This is a genomic window from Enterococcus sp. AZ120 (assembly GCF_050546165.1).
Classification (GTDB): Bacteria; Bacillota; Bacilli; order Lactobacillales; family Enterococcaceae; genus Enterococcus; species Enterococcus faecalis.
In genome coordinates this window covers 2,089,267-2,110,847 of the sequence record NZ_CP172950.1, presented here as the reverse complement: position 1 = coordinate 2,110,847, position 21,581 = coordinate 2,089,267, and the positions used below count along the sequence as shown (strand labels likewise).

Genomic DNA, 21,581 nt, shown 5'->3' with positions numbered 1-21,581 from the left:
GAACACGATTGATATTTGAGGAGCTGAAGATAGTTGACGAACCATATTGTTTTATTTGAACCACAAATTCCAGCAAATACTGGAAATATTGCACGGACATGTGCAGCGACGAATACACCGTTGCATTTAATTGAACCTTTAGGATTTTCAACAGATGATAAACACTTAAAACGTGCCGGATTAGATTATTGGAATGATGTAAATATTACGTATCATAAAGATTTGGCTGCCTTTTTAGCCCATGTGGCAGGCAAACACTTGCATTTAGTAACCAAATTTGCTCACCAAACGTACAGCGAGGTCAATTATAATGATGGCGAGGACCATTATTTCCTTTTTGGAAAAGAAACAACGGGCTTACCAGAAACGTTTATGCGAGAAAACGAAGAAAAGTGTATCCGAATTCCTATGAATGATGAACATGTGCGCTCATTGAATCTTTCTAACACTGCCGCACTAATTGTTTATGAAGCCTTACGTCAGCAAAATTTTCCGAACTTAGAACTGACGCATCATTATGAAAATGATAAATTGGATTAAAAAAAGTTAAGACAGTAGCGCTTTTTTCAAAAATGTCAGAAGAAAGTGGTTTTATTTTTACTGTTGGCCAATTTCCAAGCCTAGAACAAAAAACAATTTAGATTTTTGTTCTAGGCTTATTTTGCTTGGATTACTAGAAACTTCCATGGATATTTTCGCAGGGAAGTGATAAACTAGAAAGACATATGAAGAGATAAAGAAGTTTGGAGAAGTTACATGAAATTATATTTTACACGACATGGAAAAACTGAATGGAATCAACAGAAACGATTTCAAGGAATGACAGGAGATTCGCCGTTATTACCAACTAGTTATGATGAAATTAAACAATTAGGCCAATATTTACAAGATATTCCGTTTGAAAAAATTTATTCTAGTCCGCTGTTACGTGCTAAAAATACTGCGCGGGGAATTCAACAAGAATTGAATCGTCCAGTTGAAATTGTTTATACAGATAGCTTAAAAGAATTAGGTTTAGGTCGTTTAGAAGGACAATATATTGAAGAAATGCGTAATTTTTATGGAGAAGAATTAGATCATTTACGGCATCGTTTAGATTTGTATAATCCAACAATTTTTGATGGTGAACCAATCGAGCAAGCGATTCAACGGATTTCAGAAACAGTTGCTGAAGCGGCGAAACAGCACGAAGGTCCAGTTCTATTTGTCGGACACGGAGCAGCGCTGACGGCGGCAATCCAAGCGATGGCTGGTAAACCATTATCAGAATTACGGACAATGGGCGGGCTGTTAAACAATAGCCTCTCAATCCTTGAAACAAAAGAGGCATCAAGGAACATGCCGTACGACTTAACGTTATGGAATGATACGTCTTTTTTAGCTAAAGAAAAGGCACAATAAGCGCACAACAGAAAGGAGGGCTTGTAGTGGTAACACTTTTTGGTGAGGACGAAGAAAAAGCCTTTATTGTTGGGACTGTACAAGCAATCTTTTTTGAAAATCCCAGTAATTTTTATAAAGTCGTTCTTGTAAATGTGACCGATACAAATACAGATTATTTAGAAAAAGAAATTGTAGTAACTGGAAGTTTTGGCCAAGTTCAAGAAGAGGAACCCTATCGTTTCTTTGGTCATTTTGTGGACCATCCTCGTTATGGCAGACAGTTTCAGGTGGATAGTTATCAGCAAGAAAGACCGACTTCGGCTAGTGGGGTGGTTAACTATTTATCAAGTGATAAATTTCCTGGCATTGGTAAACGAACAGCTGAAAAAATTGTTGAAGTATTAGGGGAAAGTGCGATTGACCGAATTATTGATGACCCGAGTGTTTTGGAAGAAGTTACTGTTTTAAATGAAAAAAAACGTCAAGTAATCGTCGAAACAATTCGCTTGAATCACGGGATGGAGCAAGTGATTGTGGGACTAAATCGATACGGCTTCGGTAGTCAGTTAGCTTTTTCAATTTATCAAACCTATCAAGAAGAAACCCTTTCTGTGATTCAAGAAAATCCCTATCAGTTAGTTGAAGATATTGAGGGAGTCGGATTTAAACGAGCGGACAATATTGCTGAACAAATCGGCATTCAGGCGGATTCTGCTGTTCGAATTCGAGCGGCGATTTTACATGAAGTGTTTGAGCACTCCATTCGCTCAGGCAATACGTATGTTCAAGCAGATGTTTTATTAGAAGAAGCGATTCGGACCTTGGAAGCAAGTCGCCCAGTGGAAATCTCACCTGATCAAGTGGCCAATGAAATCATTACGTTAGTCGAACATGGAAAAATCCAACAAGAAGAGACTAAACTTTTTGAGAACAGTCTCTATTTTTCTGAATGGGGCATTGGTACTTCGATTCAGCGTTTACTTTCTCGTAAAAAAGAAATTCATTACGAGGAAGAAGAAGTCCAAAAAAATATCCGAATAATTGAGAAACGTTTAAATATCCAGTATGGAGACTCGCAACAAGCAGCGATTGAAGAAGCGATTAAATCACCGTTATTTATTTTAACTGGAGGGCCCGGAACAGGGAAAACAACTGTTATTAATGGGATTGTCTCGTTGTTTGCGGAACTAAATGGTCTTTCATTAGATCTCAAAGACTATACGCAGGAGATGTTTCCAATCTTGCTAGCGGCGCCAACTGGGCGAGCAGCGAAACGTATGAACGAAACGACAGGTTTACCTGCAAGTACCATCCATCGTTTGTTAGGCTTGACAGGTCGTGAAAAAAATCCGAGTTTAACCGCCAAAGAATTAGAAGGTGGTTTGCTAATTGTAGATGAAATGTCCATGGTGGATACTTGGTTAGCCAATACGTTATTAAAAGCTATTCCGACAAACATGCAAGTGATTTTTGTTGGTGATAAGGATCAGCTACCGTCTGTCGGTCCAGGTCAAGTCTTACATGACTTATTGCAAATTAACGAAATTCCCAAATGTGAGCTAAACGAAATTTATCGTCAAGGAGACGGTTCAAGTATTATTCCTCTTGCCCATGAAATTAAAGAAGGAAAGTTGCCTACTGATTTTCAAAAAAATCAAAAGGATCGCTCGTTCTTTGCAAGTGATATTGGTCATATTGAAGAATACATTCGACAAATCGTCACAAAGGCAAAAGCAAAAGGGTTTACGCCACAAGATATCCAAGTTTTAGCGCCAATGTATCGTGGCGCAGCTGGCATTGATGCCTTGAATAAGATGATGCAAGAAATCTTCAATCCAAATGATGGTAAGAAAAAAGAAGTCAAATGGAATGACACCGTCTATCGGATTGGGGACAAAGTTTTGCAACTAGTCAATACGCCAGAATTAAATGTGTTCAATGGAGATATGGGAGAAATCGTCGGAATTACTTTAGCCAAAGACTCAGAGGACAAAGTGGACGAGTTGGTTTTACAGTTTGATAATAATGAAGTAACGTATAAAAGAAATGAATGGAATAAAATTACGCTATCGTATTGTTGTTCGATTCATAAAGCGCAAGGTAGTGAATTCCGCATGGTGTTACTGCCAATGGTTCATCAGTATAGCCGAATGCTGCAACGAAATTTGCTGTATACAGCAGTGACACGTAGTAAAGAATTATTAATTCTACTAGGTGAGGTTTCTGCTTTTGAAACATGTGTCAAAAACGAATCGGCTAGTCGCATGACGATGCTAAAAGAACGAATCGTGAACGCAGAACAAATGACCTTAACGACTAGAACTCAGTTAGAAGCCTATGAAGAAGGTTTAACGGCAGACCATCCATTTACTGAAAAGGAAACAAAAGCTGTCTCTTATGAAACTGAACAGCAATCAACGAAAGCCAATCAGATCAAAGAAACAGACGAGCAATTAGTTGACACAACGGTACAAGAAGTTTCACTATTTGCTGATGAAGGGGAAGAGTCAACCCCAGAAACAGCAAATAAAGCGACAAAAGTTGTCGAAGAATCATTATCAAAAGAACCACGACTAACAGTCGAAATTATTCAAACAAATGCTGTTGATCCAATGATTGGAATGAAGGATACGACGCCTTATCAATTTATGTGAGAAAAGGAAAGAGTGCCATAAGTCGTTTTGACTTATGGCACTCTTTTTCAACCTTAAGGGACTCAGTTAAAACCAAAACAAACGTTTTTGTGTGGTATAAACCATATCAATACTTCGTTTGCCTAAAATCTCGCCATCTGCGTGAATGGTTTGTGGAATCGTCGAAACAATTCGAATTTTGCTTGATTGAAAATGATGAAAATGCTTAGATTTCCCTTGTTTTTGGCGAAGCAATAGGAAAATAAGCCACAAAATTTTAAAAATATTGATTCGTTCCACGACAACTAAGTCCACGACTGCTTTGCGAGGATTGGCCGTCGGCATAATTGATACGCCCCCGCCAAAATAAGGATGATTTGTGACCGTACATAGGAAAGCACGATTAAATGTGTATTGTTTACCATTCATTTCAACTAAAATTGGAAAGCCTTTTTGTTTAAAAAAGACATGAATGATTGAAGAAATATAGGAAAGCGAGCCAAGCTTAAATTTATTTAAGGCTTTTTTTGATGACGATTCGTTGGTTTTTTCCACGATTGCCGCATCTAACCCTAAGCCAACATTATTGGTGGCTAAGCCGATTTCTTCTTGGTTGGCTTCTACATAATGAATCGTTTGAATTTCTTTTGGTCGTCTGGTGCGCAGGATTTGATGCAATGCTTTATCAATATTTCTTGATAATCCCACCCCTCGTGCAAAATCATTTCCAGAGCCGCATGGAATATAGCTTAAAGGAATAGCTGAATCATATGGAAGTAATGAATTAATGACATTATGTAGTGTGCCATCGCCGCCTAGCACGACTAGGATTGGAAAAGTTGAAACGTCTAAGTCTTCAGACCAAGGAAGTAAAGTTGTTTCTGCAAGTTCCTTCGTCAATTCTTTTTCATGTCCAGCGTAATCAGTGTAAAGAGCCGTATATTTAAGTTCTTGTTGCTTGAGTTGTTGAATCACTTTTCTAGCGACTTTTCGGCCATTGCCGCTACTTGCCTGCTCGTTGATAATAAGATAGTAGTGAATGTTCATTGAGCTCCTCCTTTGAATCGCTATTGTCCATTATACCAGAGGGAGGAACTTCTGCGAATAAAGATTGCTTAAAAAAGTAAAAAATGACTAGAAAAAGGCACGAAATAATGCATGAGAGGTGAAAACTGCAAATAAGTGCAAAGTAAAACAGGGCTTTCATTGACTATTTTGACGTTCCATATTAGAATGTGAACTGTTGCAATTGTAACCAAGGTTCATCAACCATCCCTTGTAAAAAAACTCGGAGAAAGAAGGAAAAAGTATGCAAAATTCGTTTCAAGCCAATCGAAAGCTAAGAACAGTCTTAGCCAATGGTATCATTATGGGCTTATATATTGTCCTCTCTTTATTGGTTCGGCCAGTTTCTTCTGGTATGATTCAATTTAGAATTTCAGAAAGTTTGAATCACCTAGTCGTTTTCAATCGCAAATTGATGTGGGGTGTTTTAGGCGGCGTTATCTTTTTTAACTTATTTTTTGGTTTCGGTGTAATGGATGCTCTGTTTGGTGGAGCGCAAACATTATTTGCGTTGAGCTTAACAGCTTTTTTACAAAAAAAGGTACCAAGTATTCCTGTTAGAATGTGTCTAAATAGTCTATTTTTTACTGTAAGTATGTTTTTTATTGCCTTTATGCTAGTACCAAGTGGCGGTCAAGCATTTTGGACAACTTATGGTTGGTTAGCATTAAGTGAAGCGATTATTATGACGATTTCAGCACCAATCATGTATTTTATCAACAAGTCATTAAAATTTGAAACACGTATTTAATTGAAAAGATGTGGATAGAAATGATTCATCCTTTGAATGGCAGTGAAGAAAAGTGTCGTTGCTATTAGTGAGCTAAGTGATAGAATGAACTGTTTCTACCTCGTCTTTTTTACATAAAGAATAAGATCTACATTTTTTCTAAAAATTTTCATGTAAAACTTTACTAGTCTGTTGGAATACACTATGATAGTGTAAGATAAACGGACTATTGGAAAGTCACAGCAGAGGAGTTTGAACATGTACACATTTAAAATCGGTATTCCGGCAGAAGTACACGATACATTTGTTAAAAATCACCCATTATGTAATTTACTACAGTCATCTTCATGGGCAAAAGTCAAGGATAACTGGGGTTCTGAAATTGTTGGGGTTTATGAAAAGGATACATTAGTCGCATCAAGTTTAGTTTTAATCAAACCATTACCAGCCGGTTTTACGATGTTATATACACCAAGAGGTCCAGTAATGGACTATACAAATGAACGTTTGGTCAGCTACTTTATGGCTGAATTGAAAAAATTTGGCAAGAAAAAACGAGCTTTATTTATAAAAATGGATCCAGCGGTTCACTATCAAGATTTTCATTTGGGAGAAGAACATCAACCGCATGCTGAAGCGACAGCTATTATTGAGACCTTGAAAAAAGCAGGGGCCAAATATCAAGGACTGACAATGGATATGGGGGCCACCATCCAGCCCCGCTTCCAAGCGAATATTTATCGTGAAGATTTTAGTGAGGAACAATTGTCAAAAAGTACCAAGAAAATGATTAAAACAGCTGAAAAAAAAGGGGTCGTTGTGCAGCAAGGGCATGTTGACTTTGTTGATGAATTTGAAAAAGTCATTCAATCAACCATGGAACGCCAACATATTTCTTTGCGGAATAGTGATTACTTTAAGAAGCTGTTGAACATTTACCCAGAAGACTCCTTTATTATGCTGGCGCAAGTCAATTTAAAGGAACGCTTAGATAGCACGCGACAACGCTATGACAAAAATCAAAAAGACTTGAGTAATTTGAAAGAAAATCAAGTGAAAAAGCGCCATAATTTAGAAGAATTAGATGCTTCCTTGACTCGGGAACTAAAAGAATTAGAAGAAAATATCGCAGAAGCTGGTGAAATCGTCACGGTTGCTGGCGCTTTGGCTGTGACATTTGGTCCAACAAGTGAAATCCTTTATGCTGGCTTAGATGATCGTTATAAACGCTACATGCCAACATATGTGACTTGGCGAGATGCCATTCAAGAATGTTTTAACCGTGGCTGCGAAAGCTGTAATATGGGCGGCTTAGAAGGTAGTTTAAATGATGGCTTAATTAAGTTTAAAGCGAACTTCAACCCAACGATTAATGAATTTATTGGGGAATTCGATTTACCGGTTAATAAATTATTATTTAAAGCCAGTGAATATGCCTATAAATTACGAAAACAAAAAAAATAAATAAAAAACACAGGGACTAAAAATCAAACTTGATTTTTAGTCCCTGTGTTTTTTTCTATAGTTTTTGCGTTGCATTCCGTTTCATTAAGCGAAGCAAAACGCTAGCAATTGCTGAAGCAGCTACACCAGCAACAAGAGCTTCTGGCACACCAGAACTGAAAATCGTCGCAATAATAGCTAGGTAAACAGCAGTTCCAGCTTTACCAATAATTTCAGCATAAGCTGAATTAAAAAGAAAATAAATCATGTTCATGACTAAAATGGTATTCGTTGCTGAGCCTAAAACACCAGCCACAAATAAGGAGACAGGTTGCGCTTTTTCCTTCGTTAATTTATTTAGCCATTTGTAAGCGAAATAAGGAACGACCCCAATTAAAATCCGCGGAATTAGCACAATTAAAAGAGCCTTCCAACTACCGTGATCGGTACCGATCACGGGAATAAATGGAGAAAAAACAAACGACAAAGGTGTTGGTGCTGTCGTATTTTTAATTAAGCTAATGATCCCAAACGTGCCGCCCAACATACTACCGATTTTTGGCCCTAAAACAATGGAACCAATAATTACAGGAATATGCATCGTGGTCGAATTTAAAGGACCTAATGTGATAAATCCTAGCGGGGTTAAAGCCAGTAAAAGTAAGATAGCTAAGAACATTGCTGTTAACGTAAATTTTTTCGTGTTATTCATAAATTACTCCTTGTTATCAGATGCTAAAATTTTCATCACTGTTTGAAGGATATCTTCAACAGTGGCAAGTGCGCCACGACCATAATCGCCACAAGCTAATAGAGCTTCACGTGGGATTATTTCTTGATAGCCGACTTCTTTTAAAATGCCAATATTTCGTTGGACAATGGGGTTTTGGTACATATACGTATTCATCGCGGGCGCAATAATTTTTGGTGTTTCAGGATAAAGTGCCAAAGCAACTGTTGATAATAAGTCGTCGGCAATCCCATGGGCTAATTTCCCAATTGTATTGGCCGAAGCAGGTGCTACTAAAAATAAATCCGCTTTTTTAGCTAACTCAATGTGATTAATTTTACTGGGATCAATTTCCATCATGACATCCGTATGCACTGGATTCTTAGAAAGTGATTGTAACGTCAGCGGAGTGATGAACGCTGTGCTGCTTTTAGTCATTAAAATTTCCACATTGTAGCCAAGCTTAGCTAGTTGACTTGTAATATCTGCTGCTTTATATGCAGAAATGCTGCCAGAGACGCCTAATAAAATAGTTTTCATTGTTGTTCTCTCCATTTCTTTTCAACATTTTTAACGATCATTGAACCAATCCCTTGTTTTGAACAAGCTTCTTGGACAATGCCCGTTTCGTTAATTAATAATCCTTCGTGTTCTGTTTCATGAACGTTCATCAAGTCATTGGCTAAGACAAAGTCACACCGATTTTTAACCAAAGCGGCTTGTGCAACCTGGACAAGTTCTTCTTGTGAAACGTCGACAAGTAATTTAAAGCCCACTAAAACAGTTTGGGGTTGCTTGTCACGAATCATTTGGATGACTTTAGGATTTTTCTTTAGAAAAATTAATAATCGGTCCGTATCAGATGAAATTTTTGTTGCTGTTTGAGGAATATCAGCAATCTGATTCAATGTGTTTTGAACGATAGTTACCAAGGCTTCTTTGGTCTTTGGCAATGTTTGTTCGCTTAATTGTTGAGCAAAAGAATCAATAAATTGTTCTTCCGTTTGCGCGGTTTCCGTCGTAAAATCACTGACTGCCATTGCGTGAACAATCGCATCAAATTGCTTTTCAGCAAAGAGTTGTTCTAACGTAGTAGCTAATTCAACCGTTGTTTCTATTTCTTTAATTGATAAGTCCAATTGTTGGGTTGGACGTAATGCATGTTTGGTTGTTACGTAGGTTACGGTGTGTCCAGCAGCTAAAAAACTTTCAGCAATTGCTTTTCCTAGTCCGCCAGAAGAATGATTGGTAATCGAACGAACATTATCAATCGGTTCTGACGTTCCACCAGCAGTAACTAAAACATCCATAATCAAAACGCCTCCTTAAGAAATTCGGACAATGGTCCGTCCAATATGTTGGCCTGCTTGTAATGCTTCAAAAACAGGGGGAAGTTCTTCTAAAGTAATCTCTTGATACACAGCTTTTTCAGTGATGTCTAAATCAGTGGCAAGACGTTGCCAAACTATTTTTCGTTTGTCCATACCAACATTAACCGAATCAATGCCCAATAAATGAACGCCCCGTAAAATAAAGGGTAAAACGGTTGTCTCTAATGTAATTCCAGCAGCGCGGCCACAAATGGCTGAACGGCCATCATAACGAAGTTGTGGTAAAACAGCAGAAGTAATTTCCCCACCAGTGGTATCAATTGCAAAAGCAAAACGCTGTTTCATCAATGCTTTAACAGGAGTTGCTAAGAAATCTTCTACTAATAAGCATTCACTAACACCTAACTCTTTTAAAAGCTCAAAAGAATCTGGCTTTCTAGTTAATGCAGTGATTGAAGTGTAGCCTAATTGATGCAACATCGCAATAGACAATGTCGCAACACCGCCTGTCGCACCAGTTACAATAATGGGGGCTTCTTTGTCGTCGCGTAAGCCATCGTCTTCTAAAGCTGTGACAGATAATCCGGCTGTAAAGCCAGCAGTTCCGAAAATCATTGCTTCTTTGAGACTCATTTTTTCAGGAAGTGGAACTACCCAATCGCCAGGAACACGCACATATTCAGAATAACCACCAGTATGACTAACCCCTAATTGATAGCCTGTTACGATCACTTTATCGCCTTCTTTGAAACGAGGATCTTCCGATGTGACAACAGTGCCACTGACATCAATTCCTGGAATCATTGGATAATTGCGAATCACACCGCCGTCTTTTTTTGAAGCTAAAGAGTCTTTAAAGTTAACTGAGGAGTAGGCTGCTTTGATTACTACAGTGCCTTCTGATAAATCGTCTAAAGTAATGGTTTCTAGTTGACCAATAACAGATGTATCTTGTTCTCTTAACGTAAATGCTTGAAATGAATTCATATAAAAACTCTCCTTCCAATTATGTAAAAAAGCAACTCGTCTTATTTTATCATATTCTGATTTTTTCGTATCATTTTTCTTCTTATAAACAGTAAGTTATACAGAAAAGAAAGATTGTGTGACAATTAGACTAGAAAAATAAAGAAAAATGGTTGAAATTTTTCAAAAAGTTCGTATACTAAAAAAGGTAAAACTAAACTGTAAGTTTAGTATTACAAAACTTTTGTTGAAAAGATTAGCTGAAAATAGAAACGAGGTGTGCCATGGAAATTGGTGAGAAGTTGAGAAATTTACGCATTCAGAAAAATTTAACGCAAGAAGAATTAGGCGAAAGAACGGATTTATCCAAAGGCTATATTTCCCAATTGGAGCGGGATTTAAGCTCACCATCAATGGAAACATTTTTCTCAATTTTAGAAGTACTAGGCGTGACGCCAGAGCAGTTTTTTAGTCAGCAACCGCTTGAACAGAAAATTGTCTACAATGAAGAAGAAAGTACCCTCTATTATGATGAAGAACATGGCTATGAACTAAAATGGTTAATTCCAGCCTCAAATGAAAAAGAAATGGAACCTGTCATTATTACTTTTGATAAAAATGGCGAATACAAAACGTTTGAACCTTCTCTATCAGAAACATTTATTTATGTGATTGATGGCTCCATTCGTTTGACATTAGGGGAAGCCACGTATATTGCTAAAAAAGGTCAAACCATGTATTACCAAGCAACAGAACCTCACCAAATTAGCAACAATAGTCGAGGAAAAAGTCGTGCGTTAATTGTGGCGACAGAATCGTATTTATAAAGGACGAAATGGAGGAGTTTATCCAGTGAGAAACCATGTGATTTCATTTGAAAATGTTGTCAAACAATTTGACGATGAACCAGTATTAAAAAATGTCAGCTTTGAAATTGAAGAAGGAAAATTTTATACGTTATTAGGACCTTCAGGATGTGGCAAAACAACGATTTTGCGTATTATTGCGGGATTCAATGACGTGACTTCTGGCGATGTTTATTTTGATGGTAAAAGAATAAATGATGTACCTGCCAATAAACGCCAAGTCAATACCGTGTTTCAGGATTATGCTTTGTTTCCTCACATGAATGTTTTTGATAATGTTGCGTTTGGTTTAAAAATCAAAAAACTATCCAAAGCAGAAATTGAAAAAAAAGTGAAAGAGGCATTACGTTTGGTTCAATTACCGGGCTACGAAACACGTGAAATTAGTGAAATGTCTGGGGGCCAGCGTCAGCGGGTCGCAATTGCACGAGCGATTGTCAATGAGCCAAAAGTATTGCTTTTAGATGAGCCGTTATCCGCTTTAGATTTGAAATTACGCACAGCGATGCAATATGAACTACGTGATTTACAACAACGTTTAGGAATTACTTTTATTTTTGTGACCCATGATCAAGAAGAAGCATTAGCGATGAGTGATGAAATTTTTGTCATGAATAAAGGTCATATCGTGCAAAGTGGCACACCAGTCGATATTTATGATGAACCGATTAATCACTTTGTTGCTGACTTTGTGGGGGAAAGTAATATTGTGGACGGTGTGATGCTGGAAGATAATTTAGTTTCATTTGTGGGCAAAAAGTTTGAATGTGTCGATGGTGGCATGCGGAAAAATGAACCTGTAGAAGTCGTTTTACGTCCAGAAGATTTAACGATTACCACGCTTGAAAAAGGCAAGCTAACCGTAACGGTGGATACACAGTTATTCCGCGGCGTTCATTATGAAATTATTTGTTTTGATGAACAAGGAAACGAATGGATGGTGCATTCCACTCGAAAAGCCAAAGAAGGTGCTCAAGTAGGGCTCTCTTTTGAGCCAGAAGATATTCACGTGATGCGTTTCAATGAATCAGAAGAAGACTTTGATGCCCGTTTAGAAAGTTACGACGAGTAAACGAAAGGGGAAAATAAAATGAAAACAATGCGTCGAATTTATTCGATTCCCTATGTAATGTGGTTACTTTTATTCGTCATTGCGCCAGTGCTAATGATTATTTATCAATCATTTTTCGATATGAATGGCCAGTTTACTTTGGCGAATTACCAAACGTATTTTACATCAGGAACGTATTTAAGTATGACCATTAATTCGGTTTGGTATGCTTTTCTGATTACCATTTTTACGTTATTAGTAAGTTATCCTACGGCTTATTTTTTGACAAAGCTCAAGCATAAACAGTTGTGGTTAATGCTCGTTATTTTACCAACATGGGTGAATTTATTATTAAAAGCTTATGCCTTTATTGGGATTTTCAGTATTCATGGGAGTATCAATCAGTTTATGAGTTTTATGGGTTTGGGTACGCACCAAATTCTGTTTACAGATTTCAGTTTTTTATTTGTCGCAACGTATATTGAAATTCCATTTATGATTATGCCGATTTTTAATGCCTTAGAAGAGATGAATCCTTCATTGATTAGTGCTAGTCGGGACTTAGGAGCTAGCAGTGCGGAAACATTCCGCCGTGTCATTTTTCCTCTCTCCCTAAACGGTGTGAAAAGTGGCGTTCAAGCTGTCTTTATTCCTTCGCTCTCGCTCTTTATGTTAACGCGTTTAATTGGCGGCAATCGGGTGATTACGTTGGGAACGGCGATTGAGGAACACTTCTTAGTAACGCAAAACTGGGGCATGGGTTCAACAATAGGTGTGATTTTAATTGTTGCCATGTTTATTGTGATGTTGCTGACGGGTGAGAAGAAGAAAGGGCGTGGCAAATAATGCAAAAGAAAAAGTTTAAATGGTCTTATGTGTATTTATTCGTTGTCTTTGCGCTACTGTACGCACCAATCTTTTATTTGATTTTTTATTCGTTTAACGACACGCAAACGATGAATCAGTTTACTGGTTTTACGTTAGATAATTATCGGAACGTTTTCGAAGACACACGCTTGTTAACCATTGTTCTGAATACGTTTTTGCTAGCTTTCTTATCGGCTTTAATAGCAACCATCATTGGAACATTTGGCGCGATGGGGATTTATTATACAAAACGTCGTAAAAACCGGAACACGTTGCTTAGCTTTAATAACATTTTACTCGTTTCACCAGATGTTATTATTGGAGCCAGTTTCTTAATTTTCTTCACGGCAGTAGGGTTTATCAGTTTAGGTTTTACAAGTGTGTTATTGTCGCATATTGCCTTTAGTATTCCAATTGTTGTTTTAATGGTTTTACCAAAACTACAAGAGATGAACGATTCTATGGTAGATGCGGCACGGGATTTAGGGGCCAATAATGTTCAAGTGATTAAAAATATTATTTTGCCTTTTTTAGCGCCAGGAATTATTGCTGGCTACTTTATGGCCTTTACTTATTCGTTGGACGATTTTGCCGTAACATTCTTTGTGACAGGCAATGGTTTTTCAACATTATCTGTTGAAATTTATTCACGAGCACGTCAGGGAATTAGTTTAGAAATCAATGCCTTAAGTGCGTTAGTATTCCTATTCTCAATGATTCTAGTTGTCGGTTATTACTTTATCAGTAAAGACAATACGCCAAAACGTTTAAAGAAAATGCGTCGGGAACAAAGTGAGGTGGCCAAGTTAAAATGAAAAAATTACAGTCACTTTTTATTGGAATTATCGCTATTATTGTCATCTTGTTTTTTGGCGTGCGCCAATTGGAGAAAGCAAGTGGCATGGCAGGAGCAGATACCTTGACCATTTACAATTGGGGGGACTATATAGATCCAGCCTTGATTAAGAAATTTGAAAAAGAAACAGGCTATAAAGTCAATTACGAAACCTTTGATTCTAATGAAGCTATGTATACAAAAATTCAGCAAGGTGGCACAGCCTATGATATTGCCATTCCTTCTGAATATATGATTCAAAAAATGATGAAAGCGAAGATGCTTTTACCACTTGATCACAGCAAATTAAAAGGCTTAGAAAACATTGATGCACGCTTTTTAGATCAATCCTTCGATCCCAAAAATAAGTTTTCCGTTCCATACTTCTGGGGCACGTTGGGGATTATTTATAATGATAAATTTATTGACGGCCGTCAGATCCAACATTGGGATGATTTATGGCGCCCGGAATTAAAAAATAATGTCATGCTGATTGATGGCGCTCGCGAAGTGTTAGGATTATCTTTGAATAGTTTAGGCTTTTCGTTAAACAGTAAAAACGACCAACAATTACGTCAGGCTACCGATAAGTTAAACCGATTAACGAACAATGTCAAAGCAATTGTTGCCGATGAAATCAAAATGTACATGGCTAATGAAGAAAGTGCAGTTGCTGTAACTTTCTCTGGTGAAGCTGCTGAAATGCTAGAAAACAATGAACATCTACATTATGTGATTCCCAGTGAAGGCTCTAATCTCTGGTTTGATAACATTGTGATGCCTAAGACAGCCAAAAATAAAGACGGCGCCTATGCATTTATGAACTTTATGTTACGACCAGAAAATGCAGCACAAAACGCAGAATATATTGGTTATTCCACACCAAATAAAGAAGCTAAAAAACTATTACCAAAAGAAGTTGCTGAAGATAAACAATTTTATCCAGATGATGAAACCATCAAACATTTAGAAGTTTACCAAGATTTAGGTCAAGAATACTTAGGAATTTATAACGATCTGTTCTTGGAGTTTAAGATGTATCGGAAATAAAAAAAGTATCTTCGTAACTTTCGAATCGCCCCTAAAAGTTAGATTTTTAGTCTAACTTTTAGGGGCGGCTTTTATTCATACAAGCTTCTAATTGAGGCACAAAGAATCCTGTGCTACACTTTGTATAAAGCATAAAAGGAGCAAAGAAAATGAAGAGGAAAACAATCCGAATACTACTAATCAGTAGCGGGCTTATTTTAATCCTGCTGGTAGGTTACCGTTTGTATCTAGAATATCAAACAGATATTCAATTATTTTTGAATCCTAAAGCCAGTAAGACACAATTATTAGAGCGAATTCGTTCACATGGTTTTTCAGCAGCGCTATTGTTGGTTTTTTTGACCGCGATCATGTGTGCAGTACCAGGGATTCCGACCTCAGTAATTGGTGTGATTGCAGGATTGAGTTTTGGTCCCTTCAGCGGCACACTCATTAACGTTTTAGGGAATAGTATGGGAAATTTGGTTGCAATCTTTTTGATGCATCATATAAAATTTTTAGATAAAAAAACGGAGACCAATCATTGGGTCCAGTCCATTCGACGGATGAAGCATCCAAAAATTGGGATTATGGTGGGCTACATGATTCCAATTATTCCTTCTTCTGTGATTAATTTTGCTGCAGATACTATGCAGTTGCCATTAAAAAATTTAATAGCCGCTATATTCATTGGTGTAATTCCTTCCTCAATACTTTACGCATGTGGAGGCGAAGCGCTATTTCATGGATATAATAAAACGGCAGTATTGTTAATTGTGAGTGTTCTTTTGTTCGTTGGATTGGTGGTCATTATTGAGAAAGATAGAAAAAGATTTCAAAAAACTGTTCTTTAAGAACGGTTTTTTTGTGCATTTGAACAATAAATCCTGTTAAATTTACAATTTTAAAAAGAAAGGACTTTGATAGAATGAAAGCGTAAACAATTTAAGGAGCTGATTTTGAATGCCAGATATTACAATATCTTGGGTTGCTGCAATTTTAGGATTAGTTGTAGCGATAGTATTAATTTTGAAAAAATTTAATCCTGTGTATTCCTTGTTTTTTGGTGCAATTGTTGGTTGTCTTATTGGAGGCGCTTCCCTGTCAGATACAGTCGCTGTTCTATTAAACGGAACACAAAGTATTATGGGAACCGCAATCCGTGTCTTAGCAGCCGGCATGTTGGCGGGTGTGATGATGGAATCTGGTGCGGCAGAATCAATTGCCAACGCCATTGTACAAAAGCTTGGCGAGAAAAAAGCTATTTTATCTTTGGCATTATCTACAATGGTAATTACAGCTGTGGGCGTATTCATTCCTGTTGCAGTGTTGATTGTTGCCCCGATTGCTCTATCCGTTGGGAAAAGTACGGGTATCAGTAAGTTATCATTATTGATTGCCTTATCAGGTGGCGGCAAAGCGGGCAATATTATTTCGCCTAATCCAAATACTATTGCAGCGGCGAACGGCTTTAATTTACCTTTAAGTGACGTTATGATTGCTGGTTTTATTCCAGCCGTATTTGGCTTAATTACAGCTGTCGTTCTTGCAAATATCATGAGAAGCAAAGGATCAATGGTCAAAGAAACGGATCTTGTAGAGGAACAAACAAAAGAATTATTACCTTTGAAAAAGGCGTTAATTGCGCCAGTGTTAGCGATTGTCTTATTATTACTTAATCCGATTGGCGCCGTTTTAAATATTTCTTTCATCAAAAGTTTGAATATTGATGCTCTGTATATTTTGCCGTTCGCCTCAGTTGTTGGGACAATTGCGATTGGGCAAACAAAACAACTGGCCTTTTATGCGTCTTCTGGCTTGAAGAGAGTAACCGATACCGTTTTAATTTTAATTGGTGCGGGTGCAATTGCTGGATTAATTTCTGTTTCTGATTTATCAACACAAATTGTCCACTTAATTTCTGTTATGGGAATTTCTGGAACCTTCTTGGCACCGATTTCTGGTATTTTAATGGGCTTAGCAGTTGGTTCAACATCCACAGCGGTTATTTTAGCGACAGGTTCTTTTGGACCAGCGATTTTAGATATGGGCACATCTTCACTTTCAGCAGCAGTCATGGTGCATACTGGGGCAACTGTGATTGATAGTGTTCCTCAAGGCAATTATTTCCATATTACGGCACAAAGTATGAATATGACGATTAAAGAAAGAATTCGAGTGATTCCTTATGAAATGTGTGTCGGTGGGGTAATGACGATTGTTGCAACCATTTTATATGGCTTTATTTTAAACTAGTTGGAAAGTAGGCGCGAAAAGATGACGAAAAAATTTGTTTTGGCTCCAGACTCATTTAAAGAAAGTATGAGTGCAAAAGAAGCCTGTCTGGCAATGGAAAAAGGGATTTTAGCTGTATTTAAAGATGCAGACATTCAACACGTCCCGATGGCAGACGGCGGGGAAGGAACGGTGGATTCCTTAGTGGATGCAACAGGAGGCACAAGAGTACCAGTGCGTGTGGCAGGACCGCTTCCTGATCAAATCGTTGAAACCTATTACGGCTTATTAGGTGACCAAGAAACGGTGGTCATTGAAATGGCGAAAGCCAACGGAATTGAATTGGTCAAAGCAGCAGAACGTAATCCCTTGATCACTTCTACTTATGGTACAGGAGAAATGATTCAACATGCGCTCAATCATGGGGCAAAAAAAATCATTATCGGCATTGGTGGTAGCGTGACAAATGATGGGGGTGCAGGTATGATTCAGGCACTTGGTGCGCGTTTGTTAGACAAGGAAGGGCAAGAATTGACACGTGGCGGTGGTGCATTAGATAAACTGGCGCAGATCGATTTAACACAGTTTGATCAACGCATTTTTGCTACCGAAGTTCTAGTAGCAAGTGATGTGAATAACCCACTAACAGGGCCAACAGGGGCGTCTCATGTCTTTGGCCCGCAAAAAGGTGCGACAGAAGAAATGGTGGCTCAATTAGATAAAAACTTAGCCCATTATGCAGCGATTATCAAAAAAGAGGTCGGCATTGATGTTGAGATGATGCCAGGCGCAGGAGCTGCTGGTGGTTTGGGTGCAGGGTTACTAGCATTCACAAAAGCTCAGTTACGCCCAGGGATTGATATTGTCGTAGAAGTGAATCAATTAGAAGAAAAAATAAAAGCCGCTGATTATGTCTTTACTGGTGAAGGCGGGATGGATTTTCAAACAAAATTCGGCAAAGCCCCTTATGGCGTCTCGCGTTTGGCCAAGAAGTATCAAAAACCGGTTTTCGCTTGTGCTGGCTATATCGGCAAAGATGTGGATGTCCTCTATGAAGAAGGGATGACGGCTATTTTTGGAATTTTGGCCAAAGCCGAACCATTGGAAGCAGCATTGAAAAATGGACCAGTTAACTTAGAAAGAACCGTTGAAAATATTGCTCGTACATTACAGCTGGTGCCTTGTGACTAAGAACTAACCATGGTATCATCAGTAATGAAAGCTGAAATAAAAATGTTCAGTCGTTGATCTGAAGAATTAAGCGTTTGGGACATAAGTCATTGCGGCTTATGTCCCAAACGCTACTCGCTTTTTAGAAAGTTGGCGATAGCAATGTTAAAATTAGACAAAATCCAAGCAAATAAAATTGTTGAAAAGTTGATGGCAGATATTCCTTATAACATCAATATTATGGATGAACGAGGAAAAATTATTGCGAGTGGAGATTCTGCTCGAATTGGGGAGCGCCATCGTGGTGCAGAAAGAGCCATCAATGAACGAAAAAATATTGAAATTTATAAAGATACTTCTTTAGAGAAAAAAGGCACCAATGAACCGATTATTTTGAATAATCACATTTTAGGTGTCGTAGGCATTTCAGGAGAACCAGACGAGGTGCGCAAATTTACCAAGCTTGTGCGCTCGATTGTTCTTTTACTGACAGAAGAATTAAATACACAACAAGAACGCGAAAAAAAGAAGAAACAAAAAAATCAGTTTATCCAGCACTTAATGCATGTTGATTCTGCTTACTCAGAAGCCTTAAAACTTGAAGCGTTGGAACTATATAACCTTCAATTAGATGACCAGAATCATTGTGTACTGACCAAGGATAAGCGCTTATTATCCAGTTATTATCCTGGCCATGAAATATTTGAATGGGAAAATTGTTATCTGGTGATTACTTCTGAACCACCTCAGATAACAAAGCCAGTAACAGAATACCTTGTGATAAGTTCGGAAAAAGCCACGATTCAACAAATGGTCCAAGAGGCACAAAACACGTATTTACTTCTATCGTTTCTTCAATTAGAAAAGGCTAAGTTTTACCAAGCAGAAGATTTTTTCATTCAAGGAATTTTTAATTTTCCTTTTCATATTGAATTGGATTTTTTTGAAACCATCCAGACGATTTATGATGAATACTATGAAACCGTTATTTTTTTCGCCAATCATAACTTAAACATCAATGAAACCTCACAAGTATTACATATCCATCGAAATACATTGAATTACCGTTTGAAACGAATTCATGAATTGACGGGGATGGATCCAAAAGTTTGGCAAGATTTTTGGAAATTGTTCTATTATTTTGCCTATTGCTTTAAAGAACGTTTTGAAAAGTAGTGAGGAGCAGGAATGCTTGTTTGTTAAGCAAGTGTCAGCATATTTTTCGCCAGAATTAAAAATATCTTTTATAATAATTGTAAGGAATCAAACGATTTAGATATCAATGAGGAGTGGTGCCAGTGAAAAAAGCAGTTTTAATTGTTAACCCCAGTTCTGGTGGTGAAAAAGCCAAAGAATTTGAAACGTTAGCAGAAGAAAAATTAAAGCAGTTATTTGATGAAGTTGTAGTGAAACAAACAGAAAAAGGCGGCAATGCAGAACAATTTGCCCGTGAAGCTGCGGAAAGTCACTTCGACAGTGTTTTCGTAATGGGGGGAGATGGAACCGTTAATGAAGGAATTAGCGGGTTGGCAGAACAAGCTTACCGCCCAAAATTTGGCTTTTTTCCTTTAGGAACGGTGAACGATTTAGCGCGAGCCTTGAATTTACCGATGGACCCTGAAGAAGCGATTCAACAATTAGATTTAGAAAAAACCAGTGCTTTAGATGTGGGGAAAATCAATGACGACTACTTTATGAATGTCGTTGCGATTGGGACGATTCCAGAGTCAATTAACGACGTGGACGTTGAACAAAAAACGAAGTTAGGAAAACTCGCTTATTTTATTTCAGGTGCCAAACATTTAGCGAATGCTCAAACGTATCCTTTTCATTTAAGATTGGATCAAAAAGAACAAACCATTGAAAGTAGTACCGTTTTAGTTGGCTTAACGAATTCAATCGGTGGGTTTGAAACATTATTACCAGAAGCCCAAGTGGATGATGGCAAACTTCATTTAGTTTATTTAAAAGATCAATCATTGTGGGATGCAGTAAAAGCCGTTCCAGATTTGTTAAAAGGCGTCGACCAGTCCACTGATAATTTAGCTTATCTAACCTTTAAAGAAGGAACAATCTCCTTAGAAAACCAAGAAGAATTAACCACTAATGTGGATGGTGATGAAGGAGCTGCTTTACCAATTACGCTGAAGATTTTGCCTAAACACTTGACGGTTTATTGCGGTGAAGAACAAACAAAATAGCTGATTTTTTGAGAAAAGCTAGAACATTTCTATTTGTTTAAAAAACAGATAAGTTCTGGCTTTTCAAATCATCTAAAAGAGAATCAATCAGGGGCTATGCTATACTTTGTTTCTACATATTGATAGATAAAGGAGTTAATGAGATGAGAAGAAAAAAACATAAAAACAAAAAGAAACAAGAACTTTTTGAAGAGATTGAAAAACAAGAATTAGCAGAACAAGAAACTAAGCAATTGAATGAAGAAATCGAAGACCCAGAATTTCGTTCTTTTTTTCAAGATGTCTTGAAAAAATTTCCACAAAAAACGTCTACGGCCATAATGAATGCTTTCGCAACTTCTAAAGGTAAAGCAGAACAATTAGTGACGAACAGTCAAACACAACTCGACAAAGTATTTGATGAATTTTTGGCTGGTGTTTCACCTGAGGTGAAAAAGAAAAGTCATCAAACGATTCATTTTGCTGCATTGTCAGCAGCAATTATTGGGTTTTCACCAATTCCATTTTCGGATGCTTTTTTACTGGTACCTGTTCAATTAACTATGATGTCACGGCTGCATAAAATTTTTGGTCAGTCTTGGTCTGAAAGCTTAGGGAAAAGTTTAACCAAAGAATTAGTAGTGGTTAGTTTAGGTAAGAGCGCAGTCGGAAATATTCTAAAAGTGATTCCTGTTGTCGGAACTGTGACTGGTGGCATGGTCAATGCTTCAGTTGCAGTAGCAATTACGGAAGCGCTTGGCTGGGTTACCGTCAAAATGTTAAACGATGGTGTTGATATCTTTGATGATGTGATGTCTTTCAAAGGACAATTTTCAACATTATTTAAAGCCATCCAAAATGCTAAAAAGAAATAATCGCTGTATTGATTAACTAGGGTGAGACACATTTAAACTTTTTTAAGTAATTCGTAGCAAATTTCCAAGGTTTTCGTCACAAATTATTCACAGGTTCTCGTTAATATATAAGCATACCAACAAAACACCCAACATAAACACTTTTCATTTTTACTCCTCAAGTAAAAATAACTCCTTTCCACTCAGTCTACC

Annotated in this window: 21 protein-coding genes; 16 read left to right on the top strand and 5 right to left on the bottom strand. The window is 37.6% G+C overall.

The features are described 5' to 3' along the window. The first annotated feature begins 33 nt into the window (after nucleotides 1–33). From trmL to recD2, 3 genes are all read left to right on the top strand, one after another. Entirely contained in the window at nucleotides 34–540 is a 507-nt protein-coding gene (gene trmL / locus IGJ46_RS10085; protein WP_002356493.1) for a tRNA (uridine(34)/cytosine(34)/5-carboxymethylaminomethyluridine(34)-2'-O)-methyltransferase TrmL, read from the top strand. Between the two features lie 216 nt (nucleotides 541–756). Further along, complete coding sequence (locus IGJ46_RS10080) at nucleotides 757–1,401, top strand: histidine phosphatase family protein (RefSeq protein WP_010818510.1); 645 nt, start codon at nucleotides 757–759, stop codon at nucleotides 1,399–1,401. 26 nt (nucleotides 1,402–1,427) lie between these two features. After that, nucleotides 1,428–4,037 (top strand): SF1B family DNA helicase RecD2, encoded by a 2,610-nt coding sequence (recD2, locus tag IGJ46_RS10075; RefSeq protein ID WP_218391235.1) that lies wholly within the window; start codon nucleotides 1,428–1,430, stop codon nucleotides 4,035–4,037. Nucleotides 4,038–4,103: 66 nt separating this feature from the next. Here recD2 and IGJ46_RS10070 read toward each other — a convergent pair whose 3' ends face one another. Beyond that, a complete protein-coding gene (locus tag IGJ46_RS10070) occupies nucleotides 4,104–5,063 on the bottom strand; it encodes a diacylglycerol/lipid kinase family protein (protein ID WP_002356498.1) in 960 nt (319 codons plus the stop codon). A gap of 262 nt (nucleotides 5,064–5,325) precedes the next feature. Between IGJ46_RS10070 and IGJ46_RS10065 the strand changes: the two genes are divergently transcribed. Next, nucleotides 5,326–5,832 (top strand): QueT transporter family protein, encoded by a 507-nt coding sequence (locus IGJ46_RS10065; RefSeq protein WP_002356499.1) that lies wholly within the window; start codon nucleotides 5,326–5,328, stop codon nucleotides 5,830–5,832. A gap of 237 nt (nucleotides 5,833–6,069) precedes the next feature. Beyond that, complete coding sequence (locus IGJ46_RS10060) at nucleotides 6,070–7,275, top strand: aminoacyltransferase (protein WP_002385715.1); 1,206 nt, start codon at nucleotides 6,070–6,072, stop codon at nucleotides 7,273–7,275. Between the two features lie 55 nt (nucleotides 7,276–7,330). Here IGJ46_RS10060 and IGJ46_RS10055 read toward each other — a convergent pair whose 3' ends face one another. The 4 genes from IGJ46_RS10055 to IGJ46_RS10040 are packed head-to-tail and all read right to left on the bottom strand — an operon-like array spanning nucleotide 7,331 to nucleotide 10,302. Then, nucleotides 7,331–7,966, bottom strand: coding sequence for an ECF transporter S component (locus IGJ46_RS10055; protein ID WP_002356501.1), 636 nt, complete (start codon nucleotides 7,964–7,966; stop codon nucleotides 7,331–7,333). Between the two features lie 3 nt (nucleotides 7,967–7,969). Then, a complete protein-coding gene (gene coaC, locus IGJ46_RS10050) occupies nucleotides 7,970–8,524 on the bottom strand; it encodes a phosphopantothenoylcysteine decarboxylase (RefSeq protein ID WP_002359573.1) in 555 nt (184 codons plus the stop codon). Further along, on the bottom strand, nucleotides 8,521–9,294 hold the full coding sequence (gene coaB, locus IGJ46_RS10045) for a phosphopantothenate--cysteine ligase (RefSeq protein WP_002359575.1): 774 nt from the start codon (nucleotides 9,292–9,294) through the stop codon (nucleotides 8,521–8,523). Before coaB ends, coaC begins: the two co-directional genes overlap by 4 nt. A 15-nt stretch (nucleotides 9,295–9,309) precedes the next feature. Beyond that, nucleotides 9,310–10,302: a YhdH/YhfP family quinone oxidoreductase gene (locus tag IGJ46_RS10040; RefSeq protein ID WP_002356506.1), complete on the bottom strand. Its 993-nt coding sequence runs from the start codon at nucleotides 10,300–10,302 to the stop codon at nucleotides 9,310–9,312. A 263-nt stretch (nucleotides 10,303–10,565) separates the two neighbouring features. Here IGJ46_RS10040 and IGJ46_RS10035 point away from each other — a divergent pair, with 263 nt between their 5' ends. The 11 genes from IGJ46_RS10035 (at nucleotide 10,566) to IGJ46_RS09985 (ending at nucleotide 21,389) form a co-directional block, all read left to right on the top strand. Then, nucleotides 10,566–11,108 (top strand): helix-turn-helix domain-containing protein, encoded by a 543-nt coding sequence (locus IGJ46_RS10035; protein ID WP_218391233.1) that lies wholly within the window; start codon nucleotides 10,566–10,568, stop codon nucleotides 11,106–11,108. Between the two features lie 25 nt (nucleotides 11,109–11,133). Beyond that, nucleotides 11,134–12,219 (top strand): ABC transporter ATP-binding protein, encoded by a 1,086-nt coding sequence (locus IGJ46_RS10030; RefSeq protein WP_002356508.1) that lies wholly within the window; start codon nucleotides 11,134–11,136, stop codon nucleotides 12,217–12,219. Between the two features lie 18 nt (nucleotides 12,220–12,237). Continuing rightward, the gene (locus IGJ46_RS10025; protein ID WP_002356510.1) at nucleotides 12,238–13,044 is read left to right on the top strand and encodes an ABC transporter permease; all 807 of its coding nucleotides are present in this window, start codon (nucleotides 12,238–12,240) and stop codon (nucleotides 13,042–13,044) included. After that, nucleotides 13,044–13,880 (top strand): ABC transporter permease, encoded by an 837-nt coding sequence (locus IGJ46_RS10020; RefSeq protein ID WP_002356512.1) that lies wholly within the window; start codon nucleotides 13,044–13,046, stop codon nucleotides 13,878–13,880. The genes IGJ46_RS10025 and IGJ46_RS10020 overlap by 1 nt, the downstream gene beginning before the upstream one ends. Next, on the top strand, nucleotides 13,877–14,950 hold the full coding sequence (locus IGJ46_RS10015) for an ABC transporter substrate-binding protein (RefSeq protein WP_218391231.1): 1,074 nt from the start codon (nucleotides 13,877–13,879) through the stop codon (nucleotides 14,948–14,950). Before IGJ46_RS10020 ends, IGJ46_RS10015 begins: the two co-directional genes overlap by 4 nt. Before the next feature lie 149 nt (nucleotides 14,951–15,099). After that, entirely contained in the window at nucleotides 15,100–15,783 is a 684-nt protein-coding gene (locus IGJ46_RS10010; protein ID WP_002362276.1) for a TVP38/TMEM64 family protein, read from the top strand. Between the two features lie 109 nt (nucleotides 15,784–15,892). Next, a complete protein-coding gene (locus IGJ46_RS10005; RefSeq protein WP_002370504.1) occupies nucleotides 15,893–17,185 on the top strand; it encodes a GntP family permease in 1,293 nt (430 codons plus the stop codon). A 21-nt stretch (nucleotides 17,186–17,206) separates the two neighbouring features. Further along, complete coding sequence (locus IGJ46_RS10000; protein WP_002356517.1) at nucleotides 17,207–18,355, top strand: glycerate kinase; 1,149 nt, start codon at nucleotides 17,207–17,209, stop codon at nucleotides 18,353–18,355. 141 nt (nucleotides 18,356–18,496) lie between these two features. Further along, nucleotides 18,497–19,510, top strand: a complete 1,014-nt coding sequence (locus IGJ46_RS09995) for a CdaR family transcriptional regulator (protein ID WP_002379728.1) — start codon at nucleotides 18,497–18,499, stop codon at nucleotides 19,508–19,510. A 122-nt stretch (nucleotides 19,511–19,632) separates the two neighbouring features. After that, nucleotides 19,633–20,535 carry a diacylglycerol/lipid kinase family protein gene (locus tag IGJ46_RS09990; protein ID WP_218391229.1) on the top strand — a complete coding sequence of 301 codons (903 nt, stop codon included), beginning with the start codon at nucleotides 19,633–19,635 and terminating at the stop codon, nucleotides 20,533–20,535. 119 nt (nucleotides 20,536–20,654) lie between these two features. Further along, nucleotides 20,655–21,389 carry a YcjF family protein gene (locus IGJ46_RS09985; RefSeq protein WP_218391228.1) on the top strand — a complete coding sequence of 245 codons (735 nt, stop codon included), beginning with the start codon at nucleotides 20,655–20,657 and terminating at the stop codon, nucleotides 21,387–21,389. Nucleotides 21,390–21,581 lie beyond the last annotated feature (192 nt).

What these genes read in the sequence shown, in the direction of transcription:
- IGJ46_RS10005 (WP_002370504.1), top strand. Translation starts at nt 15,893, where the DNA reads ATGCCAGATATTACAATATCTTGGGTTGCTGCAATTTTAGGATTAGTT.
- IGJ46_RS10080 (WP_010818510.1), top strand. Translation starts at nt 757, where the DNA reads ATGAAATTATATTTTACACGACATGGAAAAACTGAATGGAATCAACAG.
- IGJ46_RS10055 (WP_002356501.1), bottom strand. Translation starts at nt 7,966, where the DNA reads ATGAATAACACGAAAAAATTTACGTTAACAGCAATGTTCTTAGCTATC.
- IGJ46_RS09995 (WP_002379728.1), top strand. Translation starts at nt 18,497, where the DNA reads ATGTTAAAATTAGACAAAATCCAAGCAAATAAAATTGTTGAAAAGTTG.
- IGJ46_RS10060 (WP_002385715.1), top strand. Translation starts at nt 6,070, where the DNA reads ATGTACACATTTAAAATCGGTATTCCGGCAGAAGTACACGATACATTT.
- IGJ46_RS10000 (WP_002356517.1), top strand. Translation starts at nt 17,207, where the DNA reads ATGACGAAAAAATTTGTTTTGGCTCCAGACTCATTTAAAGAAAGTATG.
- IGJ46_RS10065 (WP_002356499.1), top strand. Translation starts at nt 5,326, where the DNA reads ATGCAAAATTCGTTTCAAGCCAATCGAAAGCTAAGAACAGTCTTAGCC.
- IGJ46_RS10015 (WP_218391231.1), top strand. Translation starts at nt 13,877, where the DNA reads ATGAAAAAATTACAGTCACTTTTTATTGGAATTATCGCTATTATTGTC.
- IGJ46_RS10010 (WP_002362276.1), top strand. Translation starts at nt 15,100, where the DNA reads ATGAAGAGGAAAACAATCCGAATACTACTAATCAGTAGCGGGCTTATT.
- IGJ46_RS10020 (WP_002356512.1), top strand. Translation starts at nt 13,044, where the DNA reads ATGCAAAAGAAAAAGTTTAAATGGTCTTATGTGTATTTATTCGTTGTC.
- coaC (WP_002359573.1), bottom strand. Translation starts at nt 8,524, where the DNA reads ATGAAAACTATTTTATTAGGCGTCTCTGGCAGCATTTCTGCATATAAA.
- IGJ46_RS10035 (WP_218391233.1), top strand. Translation starts at nt 10,566, where the DNA reads ATGGAAATTGGTGAGAAGTTGAGAAATTTACGCATTCAGAAAAATTTA.
- IGJ46_RS10025 (WP_002356510.1), top strand. Translation starts at nt 12,238, where the DNA reads ATGAAAACAATGCGTCGAATTTATTCGATTCCCTATGTAATGTGGTTA.
- coaB (WP_002359575.1), bottom strand. Translation starts at nt 9,294, where the DNA reads ATGGATGTTTTAGTTACTGCTGGTGGAACGTCAGAACCGATTGATAAT.
- IGJ46_RS10040 (WP_002356506.1), bottom strand. Translation starts at nt 10,302, where the DNA reads ATGAATTCATTTCAAGCATTTACGTTAAGAGAACAAGATACATCTGTT.
- IGJ46_RS10070 (WP_002356498.1), bottom strand. Translation starts at nt 5,063, where the DNA reads ATGAACATTCACTACTATCTTATTATCAACGAGCAGGCAAGTAGCGGC.